Source organism: Blautia sp. MCC270 (assembly GCF_018785605.1).
Taxonomy (GTDB): domain Bacteria; phylum Bacillota; class Clostridia; order Lachnospirales; family Lachnospiraceae; genus Blautia_A; species Blautia_A fusiformis.
The window spans coordinates 1-19,244 of sequence record NZ_WQQD01000013.1; the positions used below are offsets into that span (position 1 = coordinate 1).

A 19,244-nucleotide genomic window follows, 5' to 3' on the forward strand; every position below is an offset into this window, starting at 1 on the left:
AAAAAAGATTGCAATGTATAATTCTTTTTTACCATACATTGCAATCTTTTGGAATACTATGTTCTAACTAAATGGCATTGAAAACGGGCTTCGCAACTCTGAGTGCTTTCCCCCTCGCAGATTTCCTCCGCTTTGAAAAGCGAAAATACTATATCTAAAAATACTATATCTAAATAAATAACAATTTTCCCAAGCTTTTCATCACAAAAGCGAAATATCCTCCTCCGGAGGAAGCAGCTTCTTAAAAAATCGATACAACAGCATCGAATTTATAAAAGCTACAAGTCCAAATCCAAAGAAAAACCAGCAGCATGCGTAAAGTGGCTGCAGCTTTGCATCGAGATATGTCATATACAATGGAAAGATCGTGATCACCGCAATGGCGATCGTTGTGGGGAAATGCATAAATGCCAGCAGAAATGCATTTCTGCAAAGTGCCCCCAGTGTATTGGCAAAGGTTGCGATTACCGGGAATATGTATAAAGTAAAAATTATCAGCAAAGTCAGAACCCCCACAGAAAGATAAAACAGCATATGTGCAGCGCTTCCTTCTGCATGGAGCAGAAAGCGGATATTCAGGATGATCATGGTTCCGGCAGCAAGGATCAGCAGCCATATGATCAGTGACTGTTTGAAGTTTTCCTTAAAAGCTCTGAAAAATGTTTTCGTTGTGCCGTTGTTATTCCCTTTTACTGTACGCATCATGCAGTGATAAAGGGCAGTTAGTGACGGCCCAATGGTGATCACGGGGATGCAGCAGAGAATAAAAAGAAGATTGGCGATCACGATGTCACCCAGCTTGTTGAGAAATACATGGACGACATTATCTTCATTTAAAAGATTCATAACGAAATACCTCCTTATATAGAAATGTAGAAATGAAAACAGACCATATGGGAAAAGTCCGATACAGCTAATCTTAGCATAGTTTTTGATTGTGTGTAAAGAGAGGGGACGCAGATAAGTATCAGCACGGTTTATGGGACTGTATAAAAAAACATGGAACTTTGCGTGCACATGTGAAAATGATGGCACGCATGGAATTATGTTAGGAAAGGAAAATTGTGTTTTTTGGAAAATGACATTTATACATGTGCTGAGTTAGTAAAAACATACAAAAACAGATATGTAAAAATGTTGGTTTTGCTACAAGGAAATAAATGGGTGCCAAAATATGCTCATAAATAGTGAAAAATATGAAAATATATGTAATAAATGAAAGAAAACATGTAAAAATGACGAATAATTAACTAAGTATGAACAAAAAATGGATAAAATGAATAAAAAGTAACATTTTTCCATATTGAAATGACAATAATCCATTTATCATTTTTCCATGTGCAATTATAATAATATCAACGGTCAGGGACGTGAAAAAATATAAAAACTGACCAAAAGAAAGAGGGAAAATAAGAAAGATTTAAAAGGAGGAAGAAGTTATGAATTTCAAAAGAGTAGCAGCATTATTGTTAGCAGGTGCCATGGTAATGACAGCAGTTCCGGTATATGCAAAAGGTGACGATGTTACACTTTCCGTATCCATCTGGGACACCAACCAGGAGCCGGGAATCAAAGAAATTCTCGCAGACTTCACAGAGAAGACAGGAATCAAGACAGAGATTTCCGTTGTTAAATGGGATGAGTACTGGACAATGCTTGAGGCCGGTGCACAGGGTGGTTCCCTTCCGGACGTATTCTGGATGCACTCCAACGAGAGTCAGAGATACATGTCCAACGATATGCTTCTTGATCTGACCGATAAGATCAAAGACAGCGATCTGATCGATCCGGAGAACTATCCGGAGGATATCTGGGGACTGTATACATACGATGATAAATATTATGCAGTACCGAAGGATATAGATACCATCGCTCTCTGGTACAACAAGACATTATTTGACGAGGCAGGACTTGATTATCCGACAGCTGACTGGACATGGGATGATGTTACAGAGGCAGCTAAGAAGCTTACTAAGGATGATGGTTCCCAGTACGGTCTCGCAATGAGAAATGATAACAACCAGGCCGGATACTACAACCTGATCTATGATAACGGCGGATACATCATCAGCGATGACAAGACAAAATCCGGCTGGGATGATGAGAAGACGATCGCAGCTATGCAGACACTGGAAGGATGGATCAAGGATGGCGTGATCCCGTCTCTTGAGACAATGTCCGAGAACAACGAGGACGTACTTTTCGAGGCTGGCAAGATCGCTATGACATGCCAGGGCTCCTGGATGCTTGCAGCATTTAAAGAGAACGAGTACACAGCAGCGAACTGTGATTGTGTAGAGCTTCCTAAAAACGCTGAGACAGGCAGAAGAGCTTCCTTATATAACGGACTTGGATGGGCAGCATCTGCTTCCGGTGAGCACACAGACGAAGCTTGGCAGCTGATCGAGTACCTCGGATCCAAAGAGGCTCAGGAGAAACAGGCTGAGCTTGGTGTTACAATGAGTGCATACAAAGATACATCTGATGCATGGGCTAAATCCGCAGACTTTAACCTTCAGGCTTATCTGAACATGATGGATGACATGGAGATCCGTCCATACTCCAAATCTACTGTAACATGGGAGAACGAGGATAACGAGATTCTTAAAGGTGTTTACACAGGCGACATCACAATGGAAGAGGCTTGCAAGCAGATGGCTGATCAGATGAACGAGAAGCTGGCTGAGGAGTAAGCATTAAGAAACACCGATAATTAAGTGCAGTAATGAGAGGGGCCGCCGCACTCAGGTGCAGCGGCCTCATACATAGAAGGAATAGAAGGAGTGATTCTTATGGCTAAAACTACCAAGTCACAGGCACGGACAAAGAGAGAGCGCAGTGAGTTCCTCTGGGGCTGGCTGTTTATTCTCCCAACAACCATCGGACTGATCGTATTGAACATCATTCCGATCTTCCAGACTATTTACCAGAGCTTTTTCAAAACAGGAGATTTTGGTAAAGGAAATATCTTTATCGGTTTACAGAACTATCAGAAGGTTTTTGCAGATAAAGAGATCTGGCAGGCACTGATCAACACATTCAAATATGCGATCGTGGAGGTTCCTTTTTCCATTGTCATCGCACTTGTTCTTGCAGTACTTCTTAACAGAAAGATGAAGGGCCGTTCTATTTACAGAACCATCATCTTCCTTCCGATGGTAGCAGCTCCGGCAGCGGTAGCCATGGTATGGAGATGGCTGTTCAACTCTGATTATGGTCTTATCAATAACGTTTTCCATGTTCATGTAAACTGGGTTTCTGATCCGAAAATTGCAGTATTTTCCGTTGCGATCATCGGTGTATGGTCTATCATCGGTTACAATATGGTTCTTTTTCTGGCAGGACTTCAGGAAATTCCGAGAGATTATTATGAAGCGGCAGAGATTGACGGAGCTACAGGTGTGAATGCATTCTTCAGCATTACGATTCCGCTTCTGTCGCCAACTATTTTCTTTGTACTTGTTACACGTGTAATTGGATCCCTGCAGGTATTCGACCTGATCTATATGGTTATTGACAAGTCAAACCCGGCACTTACCAAGACTCAGTCACTGGTTTATCTGTTCTATAAATATGCATTTATCAATAAGAACATGGGATACGGCGCTACGATCGTAGTAGTACTTCTTATTATCACCATGATCTTGACAGTATTCCAGATGATCGGTCAGAAGAAATGGGTATTCTACAACTAAAAAGGGGGATTAACCATGGATAGTATGGAAACAAAAAAGAAATTAACCACTATTTTAATACATGTCATACTGATCATTGTGTCCATAACGATGCTTGTGCCATTTATCTGGATGATCCTGACAGCTTTTAAAACTGTAACGGAAGCAACATCTGTAGATCCTTTCACCATTTTCCCGAAAATATGGAGAAAAGACGCATTTATTTCTGTTATCAATAATATGAACTTCCTGCTTCTGTACAAGAATACACTGCTTCTGATCTTCTTCCGAGTAGTGTGTGCGGTTCTTACAGCAACTATGGCAGGTTATGCATTTGGACGACTGAACTTCAAGGGTCGTGATCTCTGCTTTAGTCTTGTACTGTTCCAGATGATGGTTCCGGTACAGATCTTCATCATCCCGCAGTACCTGATGGTCAGCAAGATGGGTATGCTGAATACGATCTTTGCCCTTGTATTCCCAGGTATGGTCACTGCGTTCGGTACTTTCCTTCTGAGACAGGGATACATGGGACTGCCGAAGGATCTGGAGGAGGCTGCCAGACTTGATGGATGTAACATCGGTCAGACCTTCCTTTACATCATGGCACCACTTACAAGATCCAGTATGGTTGCACTTGGAATTTTCACAGCTGTATTCGCATTCAAAGACCTGATGTGGCCGATGATCGTTAATACAGATAAGGATATGCTGGTACTTTCTTCCGCACTTGCAAAGATGCAGGGCCAGTATGTATCCAAATTCCCGGAACTGATGGCTGCATCTCTGATCGCCTGCATTCCGATGATCGTGATCTACATGATCTTCCAGAAACAGTTTATCGAAGGTATTGCTACCAGCGGTGGAAAACTGTAATCAGAAATATTACATAAGGTAATACAAGACCGCTGACAATGTATATAACTGAGGATTTGGTTATTGAGATTGTCAGCGGTATTTTTATCGAAGCAAATGCCAAAATGCACAGTTATTTGATGATTCTTAAGGAAAGAGGCGGATATTTTTATCCGCAGTAAACGAAAAAAGGAGAAAATTATGCCGATCAAATTTCACGAGGGATCAAAGACATTCCACATTTATAACAAACATTTAAGCTACATCACCTGTATCATGGAAAATGGCCAGATGGAGAATCTGTACTATGGAAAAGCTATCCGCGATAAAGAGGATTTCAGTTATCTTCACGAGGAGATCATGCGTTCCCTGATGGCTGTATGCGTTCCGGAACCGGGACTTCTTTCCATGCAGTATACCAAACAGGAGTATCCTGTTTACGGAACCGGTGATTTCAGAAGCCCCGCTCTTACTGTTCGTCAGGAGAACGGAAGCGAGATCGTAGATTTCAAATATGTTTCTCATGAGATTTACGGCGGCAAGAAGAAGCTTGCCGGTCTTCCGGCAACCTACACAGAGAACGAGGAAGAGGCAACATCTCTGGACATTACACTTCATGATTCTGTGATGGACACAGACCTTGTTCTTACATATTCCGTATATGAGGATTACCCGGCGGTCACCAGAAGTGCACGCCTTGTTCAGAAAGGGGATCAGAAGATCCGTCTTGAGAACGTGATGAGTGCAGCAGTGGAGTTCCCGGATATGGATTATGAGATGATCCATCTTTCTGGTGCGTGGGCACGTGAGCGCTATGTAAAAACACGCAAACTTGAGATGGGTACACAGGCTGTACAGAGTCTTGCAGGAACCGGCTCCAGCTCTGAGCAGAATCCGTTTATCGCGCTGAAGCGTCCTCATACAACAGAAGATACAGGCGAGGTTTTCGGCTTCAGCTTTGTGTACAGCGGCAACTTCCTTGCACAGGTCGAGGTTTCCACCTACGAGATGACACGAGTTATGATGGGAATCAATCCACAGGGATTTTCCTGGGAGCTTTCCAGAGATGAGGAATTCCAGACTCCGGAGGTCGTTATGGTATACAGCGATAAGGGCTTAAACGGAATGAGCCAGGCTTACCACAGACTGTACCGTGACCGCCTGATGCGCGGAAAATGGAGAAATCATGCACGCCCGATCCTTCTTAATAACTGGGAGGCAACCTATTTTGATTTTGATGAGGAAAAAATCCTCAATATTGCAAAAAAAGCCAAAGAGGTTGGGGTAGAGCTTTTCGTTCTGGATGACGGATGGTTCGGAACCAGAAACGATGATTACCAGGGCCTTGGCGACTGGTTTGTAAATAAGAATAAGCTTCCAAACGGAATTTCCGGACTTTCCCGCAAGATCGAGGAGATGGGCCTGAAATTCGGCCTCTGGGTAGAGCTTGAGATGGTAAACAAGAACAGCGACTGCTACAGAGCACATCCGGACTGGCTCATCGGAGCACCGGACCGTTTTGAGTCCCACTCAAGACATCAGCATGTTCTTGATTTTTCCAGACCTGAGGTTGTGGATTTTATTTATGATTCCATCTCCAAGGTTATCGAGGAATCTTCCATTTCCTACATTAAATGGGATATGAACCGCTACATGTCCGAGCCTTTCAGCCGCGGCGCATCTGCAGCAGATCAGGGCAAGACTATGCATAAATATATCCTTGGTGTATATGAGCTGTATACAAGACTGACAGAGAGATTTCCGGATATCCTCTTTGAATCCTGCGCAAGCGGCGGAGCAAGATTTGATCCGGGAATGCTGTATTTTGCACCGCAGACATGGACCAGTGATGATACCGATGCAGCTGAGAGAGAAAAGATCCAGTACGGTACCTCCTTTGTTTATCCGATCGTCAGCATGGGATCTCATGTATCAGCAGTACCGAATCATCAGCTGCACCGTACCACACCGCTTTCCACAAGAGCAAATGTGGCATATTTCGGAACCTTTGGCTATGAGCTGGATCTGAACCTTTTAAGTGCCAAAGAGATCGAAGAGGTAAAGGCACAGGTGGAATTCATGAAGGAACATCGTGACCTGATCCAGGTGGAGGGTGATTTCTACCGTATCTTAAGCCCGTTCGAAGGAAATGATACTGCATGGATGGTTGTTTCCAGAGACAAAAAACAGGCAGTTGCCGGATACTATGAAAGACTGAACAAGGTCAATGCTTCCTGGATGCGTTTGCGCTTCAAGGGTCTTGACGAGGATCAGCTTTACAAAGTAAAATGGGAAGATAAGTGCCTGAAAGCTTACGGAAATGAGCTGATGTATGCAGGAATCCCGGTTGATCGTGACTACTGCAATAAGACAAACGGTGATTTCCATTCTGTATTGTATACAATTGAAGCAGAGGACTGATTTCTGTAAATGATGGAATAAAAATTATCTGCAGAAAAAACATTCGCCTGACCAGAAAAATAACAGGCCGCCGGATATGGCGGCCTGTTATTGGGTGGCGAAGCAGCTCACAGGCAGAAACATAATATATGACATCAGGGAGGTGACAAGTTGCTTCATACAGTTGGTTTTACAAGCTCGGACAGCTTTAAATGTCTGGAGAATTTAAAGAAAGGTGCGGTGGATCTCTGTCTTACTTATTGTGGATGGGAAAAATGCGATCCGGGACATCGATTTGGACCAAATAACAGGATCTCTCATGTACTTCATATCGTGGAATCCGGAAGCGGAGTTTTTGAGATGGATGGCCATCAGTATCATCTGACAGGTGGAGAAGCATTTCTGATCCCATCCAGTGTGGAGGCCTGGTATGAGGCAGACATGGACAATCCCTGGACATATCGCTGGGTAGGATTTGAGGGAATGACTGCGGAGGAAGTGATCCATGTAAGCGGCTTCAGCCGGGAAAATCCGGTCCGAAGGATCCACTGTATGGAAAATGCTGCAAAATATATTGATGCAATGGTCCAGACCAACAAGCTCGTTTTTGAAAATGAGCTGAAACGGAACGGACTTCTGCTGCTTCTTTTTTCTGACCTGATCACAGATAACCGGGATGCATGTCTGAGAGAAGGCAAGCTTCTTCCATCCCACAGATATCCCAATTCCGTTTATGTGGAGCAGGCAGTGGATTACATTGCAGCCAACTTTGACAAGCGTCTGAAGATCAATGAGCTGGCAGACCGCATTGGTGTCAACCGGAGCTATCTTACCAGCTCGTTTAAAAAAAGCCTCGGATGCTCGCCGCAGGAATATCTTATGAATCTTCGCATCGAGAAGGCAAAGACTCTTCTGAAAAACGGAGATATTCAGGTCAGTGAAGTAGCTGCAAAAGTAGGGTATGGAGATCCGCTGGCTTTTTCCAAGGTATTCAAGGCAAGAACAGGAAGAAGTCCGAGAGAATACAAGGAAGAAAAGAGAAAACTTGTAGTGAAGGGGAAAAAAGGGGATTATACGGAATCTGAGGACTGATTCTGTGATATATTTCACGAAGAAAAAAACTCTCTGTCTGTGCCAGAATATATAAAATTCTGGTATCGGGCAGAGAGTTTTTTATGTCATAAGAAATGTTATAGAAAATTACTTCCAGGTATCTCATGCAACAAAACAACAATTATTAACATCAAAGTACATATTTTAAACAAGTTTCTGGTAGTATGATAAGATCACAAAGAAAACGAAGCGGGACTGCACCGCAAAAATAGCAGAAAATCAGGAATTTCAAAGAAAAATACAAGAATTCCGGATAAGAGACCCAACAAAGGAAACAGGAGGAAACGAACATGATCAAAATTACATTCATGGGAGCTGGAAGCACGGTTTTCGCAAGAAATGTACTTGGCGACTGTATGTGCACACCGGCACTTCGCGAGAGCGAGATCGCACTTTATGATATCGACGAGAAGAGACTGGAGGATTCCAGGATTATCTTAAGTGCCATCAACCACAACGTAAATGAGGATCGCGCAGTGATCAAAACATATCTCGGTGCTGAGAACCGTAAAGATGCACTTCGTGATGCAGACTTCGTAGTCAATGCCATTCAGGTAGGAGGCTATGAGCCATGTACAGTAACAGACTTTGAGATCCCGAAGAAATACGGCATCAAACAGACTATCGCAGATACCCTGGGAATTGGTGGTATCATGCGTGCACTTCGTACCATTCCGGTTCTGGAAGAGTTCGCACGGGATATGGAAGAGGTCTGCCCGAACACTCTGTTCCTGAACTACTCCAACCCTATGGCAATGCTCACCGGCTATATGCAGCGTTTTACAAAGATCCGCACCGTAGGTCTCTGCCACAGCGTTCAGGTCTGCTCCCAGAAACTTCTTGAGGGAATGGGAATGGAAGACAAGCTTGAGGGACGTACCGAGCTGATCGCAGGTATCAACCACATGGCATGGCTTCTTGAGATCCATGACAAAGACGGAAACGACCTGTACCCGGAGATCCGCAGAATCGCCGAGGAGAAGAATACCTCCGGCGAGAAGCATGAGGATATGGTACGTTACGAGTACATTCGTCATCTTGGATACTACTGCACAGAGTCCAGTGAGCACAATGCAGAGTATAATCCGTTCTTCATTAAATCCAAATATCCGGATATGATCGAGGAGTTCAATATTCCGCTTGACGAATATCCGAGAAGATGTATCAAACAGATCGAGGGCTGGGAAAAAGAGCGCGAGGATATCCTCAAGGATGGCAAGATCGGCCATGAGAGAAGTAAAGAGTATGCTTCTTATATCATGGAGGCTGTTGTTACAAACACACCGTACAAGATCGGTGGAAATGTTCTTAACAACGGTTACATCGATAACCTTCCGTCGGATGCTTGCGTAGAGGTTCCATGCTATATCGACGGAACTGGTGTACATCCGGTAAAAGTGGGCAAGCTTCCTACACAGCTGGCAGCTATGAATTCATCCAATGTCAGCCCGCAGCTCCTTGCTATTGAGGCAGCAGTGACCAAAGACCGCCAGAAAATCTATCAGGCAGCCATGATGGACCCGCACACAGGTGCAGAGCTGAACATCAAAGACATCCAGGCAATGTGCGATGAGCTGATCGAGGCACATGGGGATTATATGAAGATGTACCGCTAAGGCAGGAAATGATCGGAAGGCAGCAAAAACTTTGAAATAAATATGCAAGGCGGCATAGAAAGGCCGGAACACCAGAATGGAGAGGGTGTTCCGGCCTTTCTTTATATGGAACTTTTGATAAATAATAAAAACAACTTGTTTGCATGTATATACAAGTTATAAAATAATTACAGATGAAACGAACAGAATAAATACAGATCAAAATACAAACGAAGGGAGGAGCTTATGGCAGAAAACGGAAAAGCAAAATATTATGCACTGATGGAAGAAATGAAAACAGACATTCTTTCCGGAAAGATCCGTCCGGGTGAGAAGCTTCCCTCTGAAAACCAGCTCAGTGTACGCTATGGGCTGAGCAGGCATACGGTGCGAAAGGCTCTGGGGATCCTGGCAGGAGATGGATACATAGAATCCTTTCAGGGAAAGGGAACTTTCTGTGCGGATGTGCTCCGTCAGATCCACGGGAGCGGAAACATCGCAGTGGTGACTACATATATCTCGGATTATATTTTTCCAAGGCTGATCCAGGGGATCGATGAGGTGCTGTCCGATAATGGGTACAGTATCATCCTCAAAAATACAGGAAACAGCCGTCAGAAGGAGGCAAGATTCCTGGAAGAGCTGATCAGTAAGGGAATTGACGGATTGATCATTGAACCAAGCAAAAGCGAGGTGTTGTGCAGACATGTAAGCTTGTATGAAACACTGGACAAGTATCAGATCCCATATATTTTTATCCAGGGACTGTATACGGAGATGCAGGAAAAACCCCATATCCTCATGGATGATGCAGGTGGCGGTTATCTTGTTACAAAGCATCTCCTGGATTCTGGCAGACGTAACATTGCAGGATTTTTCAAGGCAGATGACCGTCAGGGAATCGAACGGCATAAGGGTTATGTGAAGGCTTTGCAGGAGCATGGAATTGCCTATGATCCGGATAAGGTGGTCTGGTTTCATACAGAGGATCGGCGCAGAAAACCGGCACTTATGGTCCGGAACATGGTCCGACAGAACTGTCTTCCGGAGGGAATTGTATGTTACAACGACCAGATCGCTGTCCAGGTCATGGAAGAACTGGAACGTCAGGGAAAAAAGATCCCGGAAGATGTTGCGGTAACCGGCTATGATAATTCACTATATGCAAGACAGGGACGGGGCATTACCACCATCACCCATCCCCAGGAAAAACTGGGAGAGATGGCGGCAAAGCTTCTCCTGGAAAAGTTAGGCGGTGTGCCTGATGAAGAAAGTACCGTAGAACGTATGATCCGTCCGGAACTGATCATACGGGGCAGCAGCGTGAAAGCAGGGGCATGAGCACAGATACATAACCGTTTTATCAGATCGTTTTATTAGAGAATGAAGCAATATAGCTTACAGAGAGCCTTATAACATTTCAGAAGATCGGACGCATGTTGACAGCAGAAATGGGCTGCAGATTTTCAGGAATGTTATGCATATGATATTAATTTTATTTTAAGGAGGATCTTTCACATGAAAACAGGAAGAGATTATAAATTCTGGTTTTGCACAGGTTCACAGGATCTTTACGGAGATGAGTGTCTCCGCAAGGTAGCCGAGCATTCCAAGATCATCGTAGAGGAGCTGAATAAATCCGGCGTACTTCCGTTTGAGGTTGTATGGAAACCAACGCTGATCACAAATGAGCTGATCCGTAAAACCTTTAATGATGCCAATGCAGATGAAAATTGTGCCGGCGTGATCGCATGGATGCACACATTTTCCCCGGCAAAATCCTGGATCCTTGGTCTCAAAGAGTATCGTAAACCGCTGTGTCACCTTCATACACAGTTCAATGTGGAGATTCCCTATGACACCATTGATATGGACTTTATGAATGAGAACCAGTCCGCACATGGTGGCCGTGAGTTTGGCCATATGGTAACCCGAATGGGAATCGAGCGTAAGGTCATTGCAGGACACTGGGCAGACAAAAAGGTCCAGGAGCGTCTGGCATCTTGGATGCGTACTGCAGTTGGTATCATGGAAAGCAGCCATATCCGTGTATGCCGTGTTGCGGATAACATGAGAAACGTAGCCGTAACAGAGGGCGATAAGGTTGAGGCTCAGATGAAATTCGGATGGGAGATCGATGCTTATCCGGTTAATGAGATCGCAGAATATGTTCAGGATGTAAGCCAGGGAGATATTGATGTTCTGGTAGAAGAATATTATAATAAATACGATATGATTCTGGATGGACGTGACCCTGAGGAATTTAAGAAGCATGTAGCAGTCCAGGCAGGGATCGAGATCGGTTTTGAGCGCTTCCTCGAGGAGAAAAATTATCAGGCTATCGTAACACACTTTGGTGATCTGGGCTCCCTGAAGCAGCTTCCGGGACTTGCGATCCAGCGACTGATGGAAAAAGGCTATGGCTTCGGTGGCGAGGGTGACTGGAAAACAGCAGCTATGGTTCGCCTGATGAAGATCATGGCAGCAGGAAAAAAGGACGCCAGGGGTACTTCCTTTATGGAGGACTACACTTATAACCTGGTACCGGGTAAAGAGGGAATCCTTGAGGCACATATGCTGGAGGTTTGCCCATCCGTTGCTGATGGCAAGGTCAGCATGCGTGTATGCCCGCTTTCCATGGGAGATCGTGAAGATCCTGCAAGACTGGTATTTACTTCTAAGACAGGTCCTGGAATCGCAACATCCCTGGTTGACCTTGGTGACCGTTTCCGTCTGCTGATCAATGAGGTTGAGTGTAAGAAAACAGAGAAGCCGATGCCTGCACTTCCGGTAGGTACTGCATTCTGGACACCGAAGCCGGATCTTTCCACAGCAGCAGAAGCATGGATCCTTGCCGGCGGCGCACATCACACTGCATTTACCTATGACCTTACTGCAGAGCAGATGGGTGACTGGGCAGCAGCTATGGGGATTGAAGCGGTTTATATTGATGGCGATACAACGATCCGGAATCTGCAGAATGAGCTGAGATGGAACAGCATGTATTTCAGCAAATAATACGGGAGGTTTTTTACAATGGGATTAAATGAGACAAAAACAGCAATTCTTGAGAATCGCACGGCTCTTGGTATTGAGTTTGGTTCCACAAGGATCAAGGCAGTTCTGGTGGACGATAAGAACCAGCCCATCGCATCCGGAGCCTATGAATGGGAGAACCAGTATGTGGATGGTATCTGGACATACAGCCTGGAGGAGATCTGGAAAGGTCTCCAGGGCAGTTACCAGGATATGGCAGAAGATGTTCAGAAAAAATATGGAGTGGAGCTTACAAGCGTAGGTGCGTTTGGTGTCAGTGCCATGATGCATGGCTATATGCCGTTTAATAAAGAGGGAGAGCTGATGGTCCCGTTCCGTACCTGGAGAAACAACATCACAGGAGAAGCCTCTGAGAAGCTGGCAGAGCTTTTCCATTACAATATCCCTCAGAGATGGAGCATCGCACACCTGTATCAGGCGATCCTTAACGGTGAGGAGCATGTAAAAGATATCGATTATATCACCACTCTGGAAGCCTATGTGCACTGGAAACTCACCGGAAAAAGAGTGCTTGGTATCGGTGATGCGGCAGGTATGTTCCCGATCGACAGTGAAACGAAGGACTATAACGAGGAGATGGTTCAGAAGTTCGATGAACTGGTTGCACCTTATGGTTTCCCATGGAAGCTTCGCGATATTATGCCGAAAGCTCTGGTGGCAGGTCAGGATGCAGGAGTTCTTACTGAGGAAGGCGCAAAGCTTCTGGATGTAAGTGGAAAGCTGAAAGCTGGAATCCCGATGTGTCCGCCTGAGGGAGACGCAGGAACCGGTATGGTTGCCACAAACAGTGTCCGTCGGCGTACCGGAAATGTTTCTGCGGGAACATCTGTATTTGCCATGATCGTCCTGGAGAAGGCACTTTCCAAACCGTATAAAGAAATCGACATGGTTACCACTCCGGCAGGAGATCCGGTTGCCATGGCACATTCCAACAACTGTACTTCGGATCTGAACGCATGGGTAAATGTGTTTAAGGAATTTGCAGAAGCTATGGGCATGGAAGTAGATATGAACAAACTGTTCGGAACTCTTTATAACAAAGCCATGGAAGGCGCCCCGGACTGTGGCGGACTTCTTTCCTACTGCTATTTCTCCGGCGAGCATATGACCGGCTTTGAAGAGGGACGTCCACTGTTTGTACGTTCTCCTGAGAGCAAATTTACACTGGCAAACTTTATGCGAAATAATCTTTACACCTGCCTCGGCGCCATGCGTGTAGGTCTGGATATCCTTCTGAATCAGGAGCATGTAAAGATCGATAAGCTTCTGGGCCACGGCGGCCTCTTTAAGACAAAGGGTGTCGGCCAGCAGATTCTTGCAGATGCGGTAGATGCACCGGTATCTGTAATGTCCACAGCAGGAGAAGGCGGAGCCTGGGGAATCGCACTTCTGGCTTCCTATCTGATCAACAAAAAAGATGGTGAAGACCTTGCAGACTTCCTGGATGAGAATGTCTTCAAAGGAAACGAAGGCAGTACACTTGCGCCGGAAGCTGAAGGTGTGAAAGGATTCAACGCATTTATGGATCGGTATATGAAAGGTCTTGGCATTGAGCGTGCGGCTGTAGAGTCTGAGATATGGTAAAACGAAGAACGGATTGAAATAAAAATCTTCGATTTACTGGCATAATAGAAAAATCTGTTAATTTATTGTATGTGCTTAAAGAGGAATATAAATGAAGCAGATGATTTATGAAAAGAAGAAACCGACTCCAGGCCAGCTTGTACATATCATGATCGACCGTCCAATGAACAGTTATCATCCGGAACACAAAGAGCTTTTTTATCCGGTAAATTGCGGCTACATCGAAGGAATCATCGCTCCGGACGGTGAGGAACAGGACGTTTACGTTCTGGGAATCGATCACCCGGTAAAAGAATTTACAGGAAAAGTGATTGCCATCATCCATCGTCTCAATGATGTGGAAGACAAATGGGTGGCAGTGCCGGAAGATATGACTATGACAGCACAGGAGATCATGGAACAGGTTCAGTTTCAGGAGCAGTATTTTGAGACAGAGATAGAGATGCTGGAATAACAAAAATATAAAACAGGAGCAGACATGGTACGCCATGTGACTGCTCCTGTTTTTGTACAGGATCCATATATTATATATTTCTGTTATCTGCGATGCAGATAAACTGGATGACAGAGGATGCAAGGGAGCACCGGACTGGATTCTGTGAAAACAGGAATATATGAAGATTTGTGGATTGATTTTTCTGCTATGAAAATGAATGGATCTTATTGAAAATATTTCTTCATAATGTTATCATTGGACACGAAAAACACAGAAAAAATAAGAAAACAAAAAATTAAACGGTTGTATATTTGTCTGTAATATGACCAGAGACAGCCGGTCAGAGTGTCAGAGAGCAGAATGGTGGGTGGCTGAATGTTTGATGACCAGGGCTATACAGGAGGAGAACAGAATGAAATTAACCATGCTTGGAACAGGTAACGCACTGGTAACAGAGTGCTACAATACATGTTTCGTGCTCAGCGATGAGTACGGCCATTTTCTGGTTGACGGAGGCGGCGGAAATACAGTGCTTTCCCAGCTGAAGAAGGCAGGCGTTGATCTGATGGATGTTCATGAGATCTTTGTTACACATAAGCACGTAGACCATATCATGGGGATCGTGTGGGTGATCCGCATCATTTGCCAGAACATGAAAAAAGGCACTTATCAGGGCGAGGCAAACATCTATGCTCATGATGAAGTGATCGGACTTCTCAAAGACATGGCATTTAAGCTTCTGAATAAGAAGGAGACACAGTACATCGGTGACAGACTTCATCTGATCGAGGTAAAAGACGGCGAGAAAAAAACAATTCTTAATAAGAAAGTGACCTTCTTTGATATCGGTTCCACCAAGGCGAAACAGTTCGGTTTCCAGATGATCTACGACGGCGGTAAGGTGCTTACCTGCTGCGGAGACGAGCCATACAATGAATGTGAAGAGAAATACGCAAAAGGCAGCGACTGGATGTTCCACGAAGCATTCTGTCTGTATGGACAGCGTGATATCTTCAATCCATATGAGAAGCATCACTCCACAGTTAAGGATGCCAGTGAGCTGGCTGAGAACCTTGGAGTTAAGAATCTTGTCCTGTATCACACAGAGGATAAGAACATTAAGAAACGTAAAGAGCTTTACGGAGCAGAAGGCAGAGAGTATTATCACGGAAATCTGTTTGTTCCGGATGATCTTGATGTGATCGAAATGTAATAACTGTAAAAAGAAAGACTGGAAGTATGGCATATGCTGTATTTCCGGTCTTATTATATTTGGAAACAGAGAGGATACTAATAAATTTCATAGTACATCTGTCAGGTAGAAAAATACTTGTATGGCAAAAAGGTATCGTTTACAATAAAGAATACACACATAGCATTGCAAGAGCATGTCAATAAGAACAGATCTGAAAATTACAGATTCGGATCCGGCAAAAATAAGATTTTACAAATTACGAGGTGACAGAACATATGCCAGCAATAGATAACATCACACTTGAAAAAAAATACAGAAAACTCCAGGAAATCCTCCGTTCTCTGGGAAGTGTAGCCGTAGCTTTTTCCGGTGGAGTGGACTCCACATTTTTGCTGAAAGCTGCACAGGAAACACTTGGTGACAAAGCTATGGCCATTACCGCATGTCCATGCTCTTTCACCGACAGAGAACTGAAAGAAACGCAAGATTTCTGCCAGGAAAATCACATTTGCCAGGAGATATGCAAGATCAACGAATTCGACATCCCGGGGTTCCGTCAGAATCCGCCGGACCGCTGCTATATCTGCAAAAAAGCCATCTTTACCAGACTTTGGGAAGCTGTAAAGGCGCGCCATATGAACATGATCGTGGAAGGCTCCAACATGGATGATCTGGGCGACTACCGTCCGGGAAAAAGGGCTATCCAGGAGCTTGGGGTCCGCAGTCCGCTCCAGGAAGCAGGCCTCTATAAAGAAGAGATCCGGGAGCTATCAAAAGACATGAATCTTCCAACCTGGAACAAGCCATCTTTTGCCTGTCTTGCTTCCAGATTTGTATACGGTGAGACCATTACCGAGGAGAAGCTTCACATGGTAGATCAGGCCGAGCAGTTTCTGATGGATCTGGGATTCCATCAGTTCCGTGTTCGCATCCACGGTACCATGGCAAGGATCGAGGTTCCGGAAGAAGAGATCCTGAAAATTGCAGATAATGAAACAAGAACAAAGATCACAGAGAAATTCCGCACATTGGGATTTTCTTACGTGACTCTGGATCTTCAGGGCTTCCGTTCCGGAAGTATGAATGAAACACTGGGAAAATAAGTATCAGAAAATAAAATAATCCCCCGGAAATACCGCGCGAGAAGTATTTCCGGGGGATTGCTGCACGAATAGAATCGGAGGCTCTGTTACTGTTTTCAAATCTTAATTTTCGGATTGAGAATATCTGCCTGGCAGGCTGTATATCTTACATATAATCTTTCAGCACATCATGATCCCGCAGTACTTTCTCAATCACAGTACCCTTCACAACATTCAGAAGTGGTTTCTTCAGTGCATTCAGCGGCCCTGGCAGCTGGATCTCCAGCGGGGATTTTCCGTCCATCAGCTTCACACTGCTGTCCAGAAGCTCACGGATATCGTAAACGCTTCCCCATACTTCCGGAACCCCACGGTCTACACCGAAAAGTCCGTATACAGCCTCCATTGCAGTACGTACGGAATATTCTGTTGTGAATACGGTATCACGAGGAGTTTCCGCGAACTGGCCCAGGAATGCAAAGTTTACACAGCCATCCGGGATAACATCCGGGCGGTCACCTTTGGTACGCGGCATGAAGAAGGCGGTGATGTACGGCATCATGGTCGGAACGCAGACAGCGCTGTTTTCTGCCATATCGTCGATCTGATCTACCGGAACACCCAGGTGGTACAGCCACTCGGCGGTAATTTCCTTACCGGTACAATCCTTCATCGGCTTCTTGATATAATCACCGGGAACATCGGTGAACAATCCGTAAACCCATACACAGACCTTCTTCGGATCTTGTTCCCTGAACTGTCCCTGACGGTTGATGGTCCAGCTTAAGAGCCATTTGGAATCCTGGCAGCTTACGATACCACCGGTAACAACCTTGCCGGTACGTGGGTCACGCTGGCAGATATTGGTGATATAAGGGATAATACGGTCATCCAAAGTGGTGACAGTAGCGGATTCCCAGTTTGTTCTGGAAATGTCTGAGCAGAATTTCTCCGGATGTCCGAATGACGGATCCTGAGCTGCGATATTTTTCCACAGAGACCAAACGCCACTGGTACGGACCTCCGCATCGCCGTTTGGTGCATGGTTCTGGTCGCCGTAGATCGTGCCCTCTGTACAGCTTCCGTTAGTGACGAAAACATAATCATTTTCTGTAAGAAGGATGCCCTGCTCCACATCTTTTACCTTGCATTCGATAGCAGTGGCGATCTTTTTGCCATCTTTAAAATTAAAGATCACGTTTGTGACCTCAGTATTAAACTGGAAGTCAACACCTGCATCCTCCAGATATTTTTTCATGGGAAGGATCAGGGATTCGTACTGGTTGTACTTGGTGAATTTCAGGGCGCTGAAATCCGGAAGACCTGCAATGTGGTGGATAAAACGCTGGAAGTAAAGCTTCATCTCCAGAGCACTGTGCCAGTTTTCAAATGCGAACATGGTCCTCCAGTACAGCCAGAAGGTGGAATCAAACACTTCATCATCAAATACATCTTCGATGGTTTTATCGTAAAGATCCTCATCCTTTGTCATAAACAGCTTCATGATCTCCATGCAGCCCTTCTGGCTCAGGTTAAATTTTCCGTCGGTATGTGCATCCTGTCCACGGTTGACGGTTGCACGGCAGAGAGAATAGTTCGGGTCGTGCTTGTTCAGCCAGTAGAATTCGTCCAGAACAGAAGCACCCGGTTTTTCAAGAGAAGGAATACTGCGGAAAAGATCCCACAGGCACTCGAAATGGTTTTCCATCTCACGACCGCCACGCATGATATAGCCTCTGGACGGATCAAAGATTCCATCGCAGGCACCGCCGGCAATATCCATGGCTTCCAGGATGTGGATATGATCACCTGGCATCTGTGCGTCTCTTACCAGGAAGCATGCAGCAGCCAGGGAAGCAAGACCGCTTCCTACAATGTAGGCATGCTTGTCGTCCACACCTTCCGGTTTTTCCGGACGGGCAAAGGCTTCGTAGTTACCGTTGGAATAATAAATCCCTTTGCTGTTTTTGTCATGCTTTCCACGCTCGGTGTTGCGGTAGTTTGCAGTAGTTTCTTTCACATGGAGGGTTTCCTCTTCGTTGATCTCTCTTGTTTTTTTCATCAGCATGGCTGCGCCGGCTCCGGCTGCCGCAAGTGCTGCAAGTCCCATGAATCCTTTTTTATCTGACATATGACATCCACCTTTCGTAAATGAGATACCTGTTTGTATCGGATTAACTGTTCTTTGTTGCTGTTGAGGATATGATAGCCCATCCGGAAAAAAGATTCTATTTACAAAATACCGAAAGTGTT

Annotated in this window: 14 protein-coding genes; 12 read left to right on the top strand and 2 right to left on the bottom strand. The window is 45.0% G+C overall.

What is annotated here, in order from left to right; translation table 11 throughout:
- Nucleotides 1-201 precede the first annotated feature (201 nt).
- Nucleotides 202-846, bottom strand: coding sequence for a YesL family protein (locus tag GPK58_RS04575; protein WP_059086770.1), 645 nt, complete (start codon nucleotides 844-846; stop codon nucleotides 202-204).
- A 593-nt stretch (nucleotides 847-1,439) separates the two neighbouring features.
- Between GPK58_RS04575 and GPK58_RS04580 the strand changes: the two genes are divergently transcribed.
- The 12 genes from GPK58_RS04580 (at nucleotide 1,440) to larE (ending at nucleotide 17,012) form a co-directional block, all read left to right on the top strand.
- Complete coding sequence (locus tag GPK58_RS04580; protein ID WP_092070268.1) at nucleotides 1,440-2,693, top strand: ABC transporter substrate-binding protein; 1,254 nt, start codon at nucleotides 1,440-1,442, stop codon at nucleotides 2,691-2,693.
- A gap of 99 nt (nucleotides 2,694-2,792) precedes the next feature.
- Nucleotides 2,793-3,695, top strand: coding sequence for a carbohydrate ABC transporter permease (locus tag GPK58_RS04585; protein ID WP_173723295.1), 903 nt, complete (start codon nucleotides 2,793-2,795; stop codon nucleotides 3,693-3,695).
- A gap of 15 nt (nucleotides 3,696-3,710) precedes the next feature.
- Nucleotides 3,711-4,550: a carbohydrate ABC transporter permease gene (locus tag GPK58_RS04590; RefSeq protein ID WP_173723293.1), complete on the top strand. Its 840-nt coding sequence runs from the start codon at nucleotides 3,711-3,713 to the stop codon at nucleotides 4,548-4,550.
- A 180-nt stretch (nucleotides 4,551-4,730) separates the two neighbouring features.
- Entirely contained in the window at nucleotides 4,731-6,950 is a 2,220-nt protein-coding gene (locus tag GPK58_RS04595) for an alpha-galactosidase (RefSeq protein ID WP_215638279.1), read from the top strand.
- 150 nt (nucleotides 6,951-7,100) lie between these two features.
- Nucleotides 7,101-8,021 carry an AraC family transcriptional regulator gene (locus GPK58_RS04600; RefSeq protein WP_021976649.1) on the top strand — a complete coding sequence of 307 codons (921 nt, stop codon included), beginning with the start codon at nucleotides 7,101-7,103 and terminating at the stop codon, nucleotides 8,019-8,021.
- Nucleotides 8,022-8,332: 311 nt separating this feature from the next.
- The gene (locus GPK58_RS04605; protein WP_215638280.1) at nucleotides 8,333-9,658 is read left to right on the top strand and encodes an alpha-glucosidase/alpha-galactosidase; all 1,326 of its coding nucleotides are present in this window, start codon (nucleotides 8,333-8,335) and stop codon (nucleotides 9,656-9,658) included.
- Nucleotides 9,659-9,883: 225 nt separating this feature from the next.
- The gene (locus GPK58_RS04610) at nucleotides 9,884-10,978 is read left to right on the top strand and encodes a GntR family transcriptional regulator (protein ID WP_215638281.1); all 1,095 of its coding nucleotides are present in this window, start codon (nucleotides 9,884-9,886) and stop codon (nucleotides 10,976-10,978) included.
- Nucleotides 10,979-11,155: 177 nt separating this feature from the next.
- A complete protein-coding gene (gene araA, locus GPK58_RS04615) occupies nucleotides 11,156-12,655 on the top strand; it encodes an L-arabinose isomerase (protein WP_118608113.1) in 1,500 nt (499 codons plus the stop codon).
- 18 nt (nucleotides 12,656-12,673) lie between these two features.
- A complete protein-coding gene (locus GPK58_RS04620) occupies nucleotides 12,674-14,278 on the top strand; it encodes a xylulokinase (protein ID WP_215638282.1) in 1,605 nt (534 codons plus the stop codon).
- A 91-nt stretch (nucleotides 14,279-14,369) separates the two neighbouring features.
- Complete coding sequence (locus GPK58_RS04625) at nucleotides 14,370-14,732, top strand: hypothetical protein (protein WP_330627200.1); 363 nt, start codon at nucleotides 14,370-14,372, stop codon at nucleotides 14,730-14,732.
- A gap of 394 nt (nucleotides 14,733-15,126) precedes the next feature.
- Nucleotides 15,127-15,927 (top strand): MBL fold metallo-hydrolase, encoded by an 801-nt coding sequence (locus tag GPK58_RS04630; protein ID WP_129974597.1) that lies wholly within the window; start codon nucleotides 15,127-15,129, stop codon nucleotides 15,925-15,927.
- Nucleotides 15,928-16,184: 257 nt separating this feature from the next.
- A complete protein-coding gene (gene larE, locus GPK58_RS04635) occupies nucleotides 16,185-17,012 on the top strand; it encodes an ATP-dependent sacrificial sulfur transferase LarE (protein WP_215638283.1) in 828 nt (275 codons plus the stop codon).
- A 145-nt stretch (nucleotides 17,013-17,157) separates the two neighbouring features.
- Here the strand turns inward: larE and GPK58_RS04640 are convergent, their stop codons facing one another.
- The gene (locus GPK58_RS04640) at nucleotides 17,158-19,122 is read right to left on the bottom strand and encodes an oleate hydratase (protein ID WP_215638284.1); all 1,965 of its coding nucleotides are present in this window, start codon (nucleotides 19,120-19,122) and stop codon (nucleotides 17,158-17,160) included.
- Between the last annotated feature and the right edge of the window lie 122 nt (nucleotides 19,123-19,244).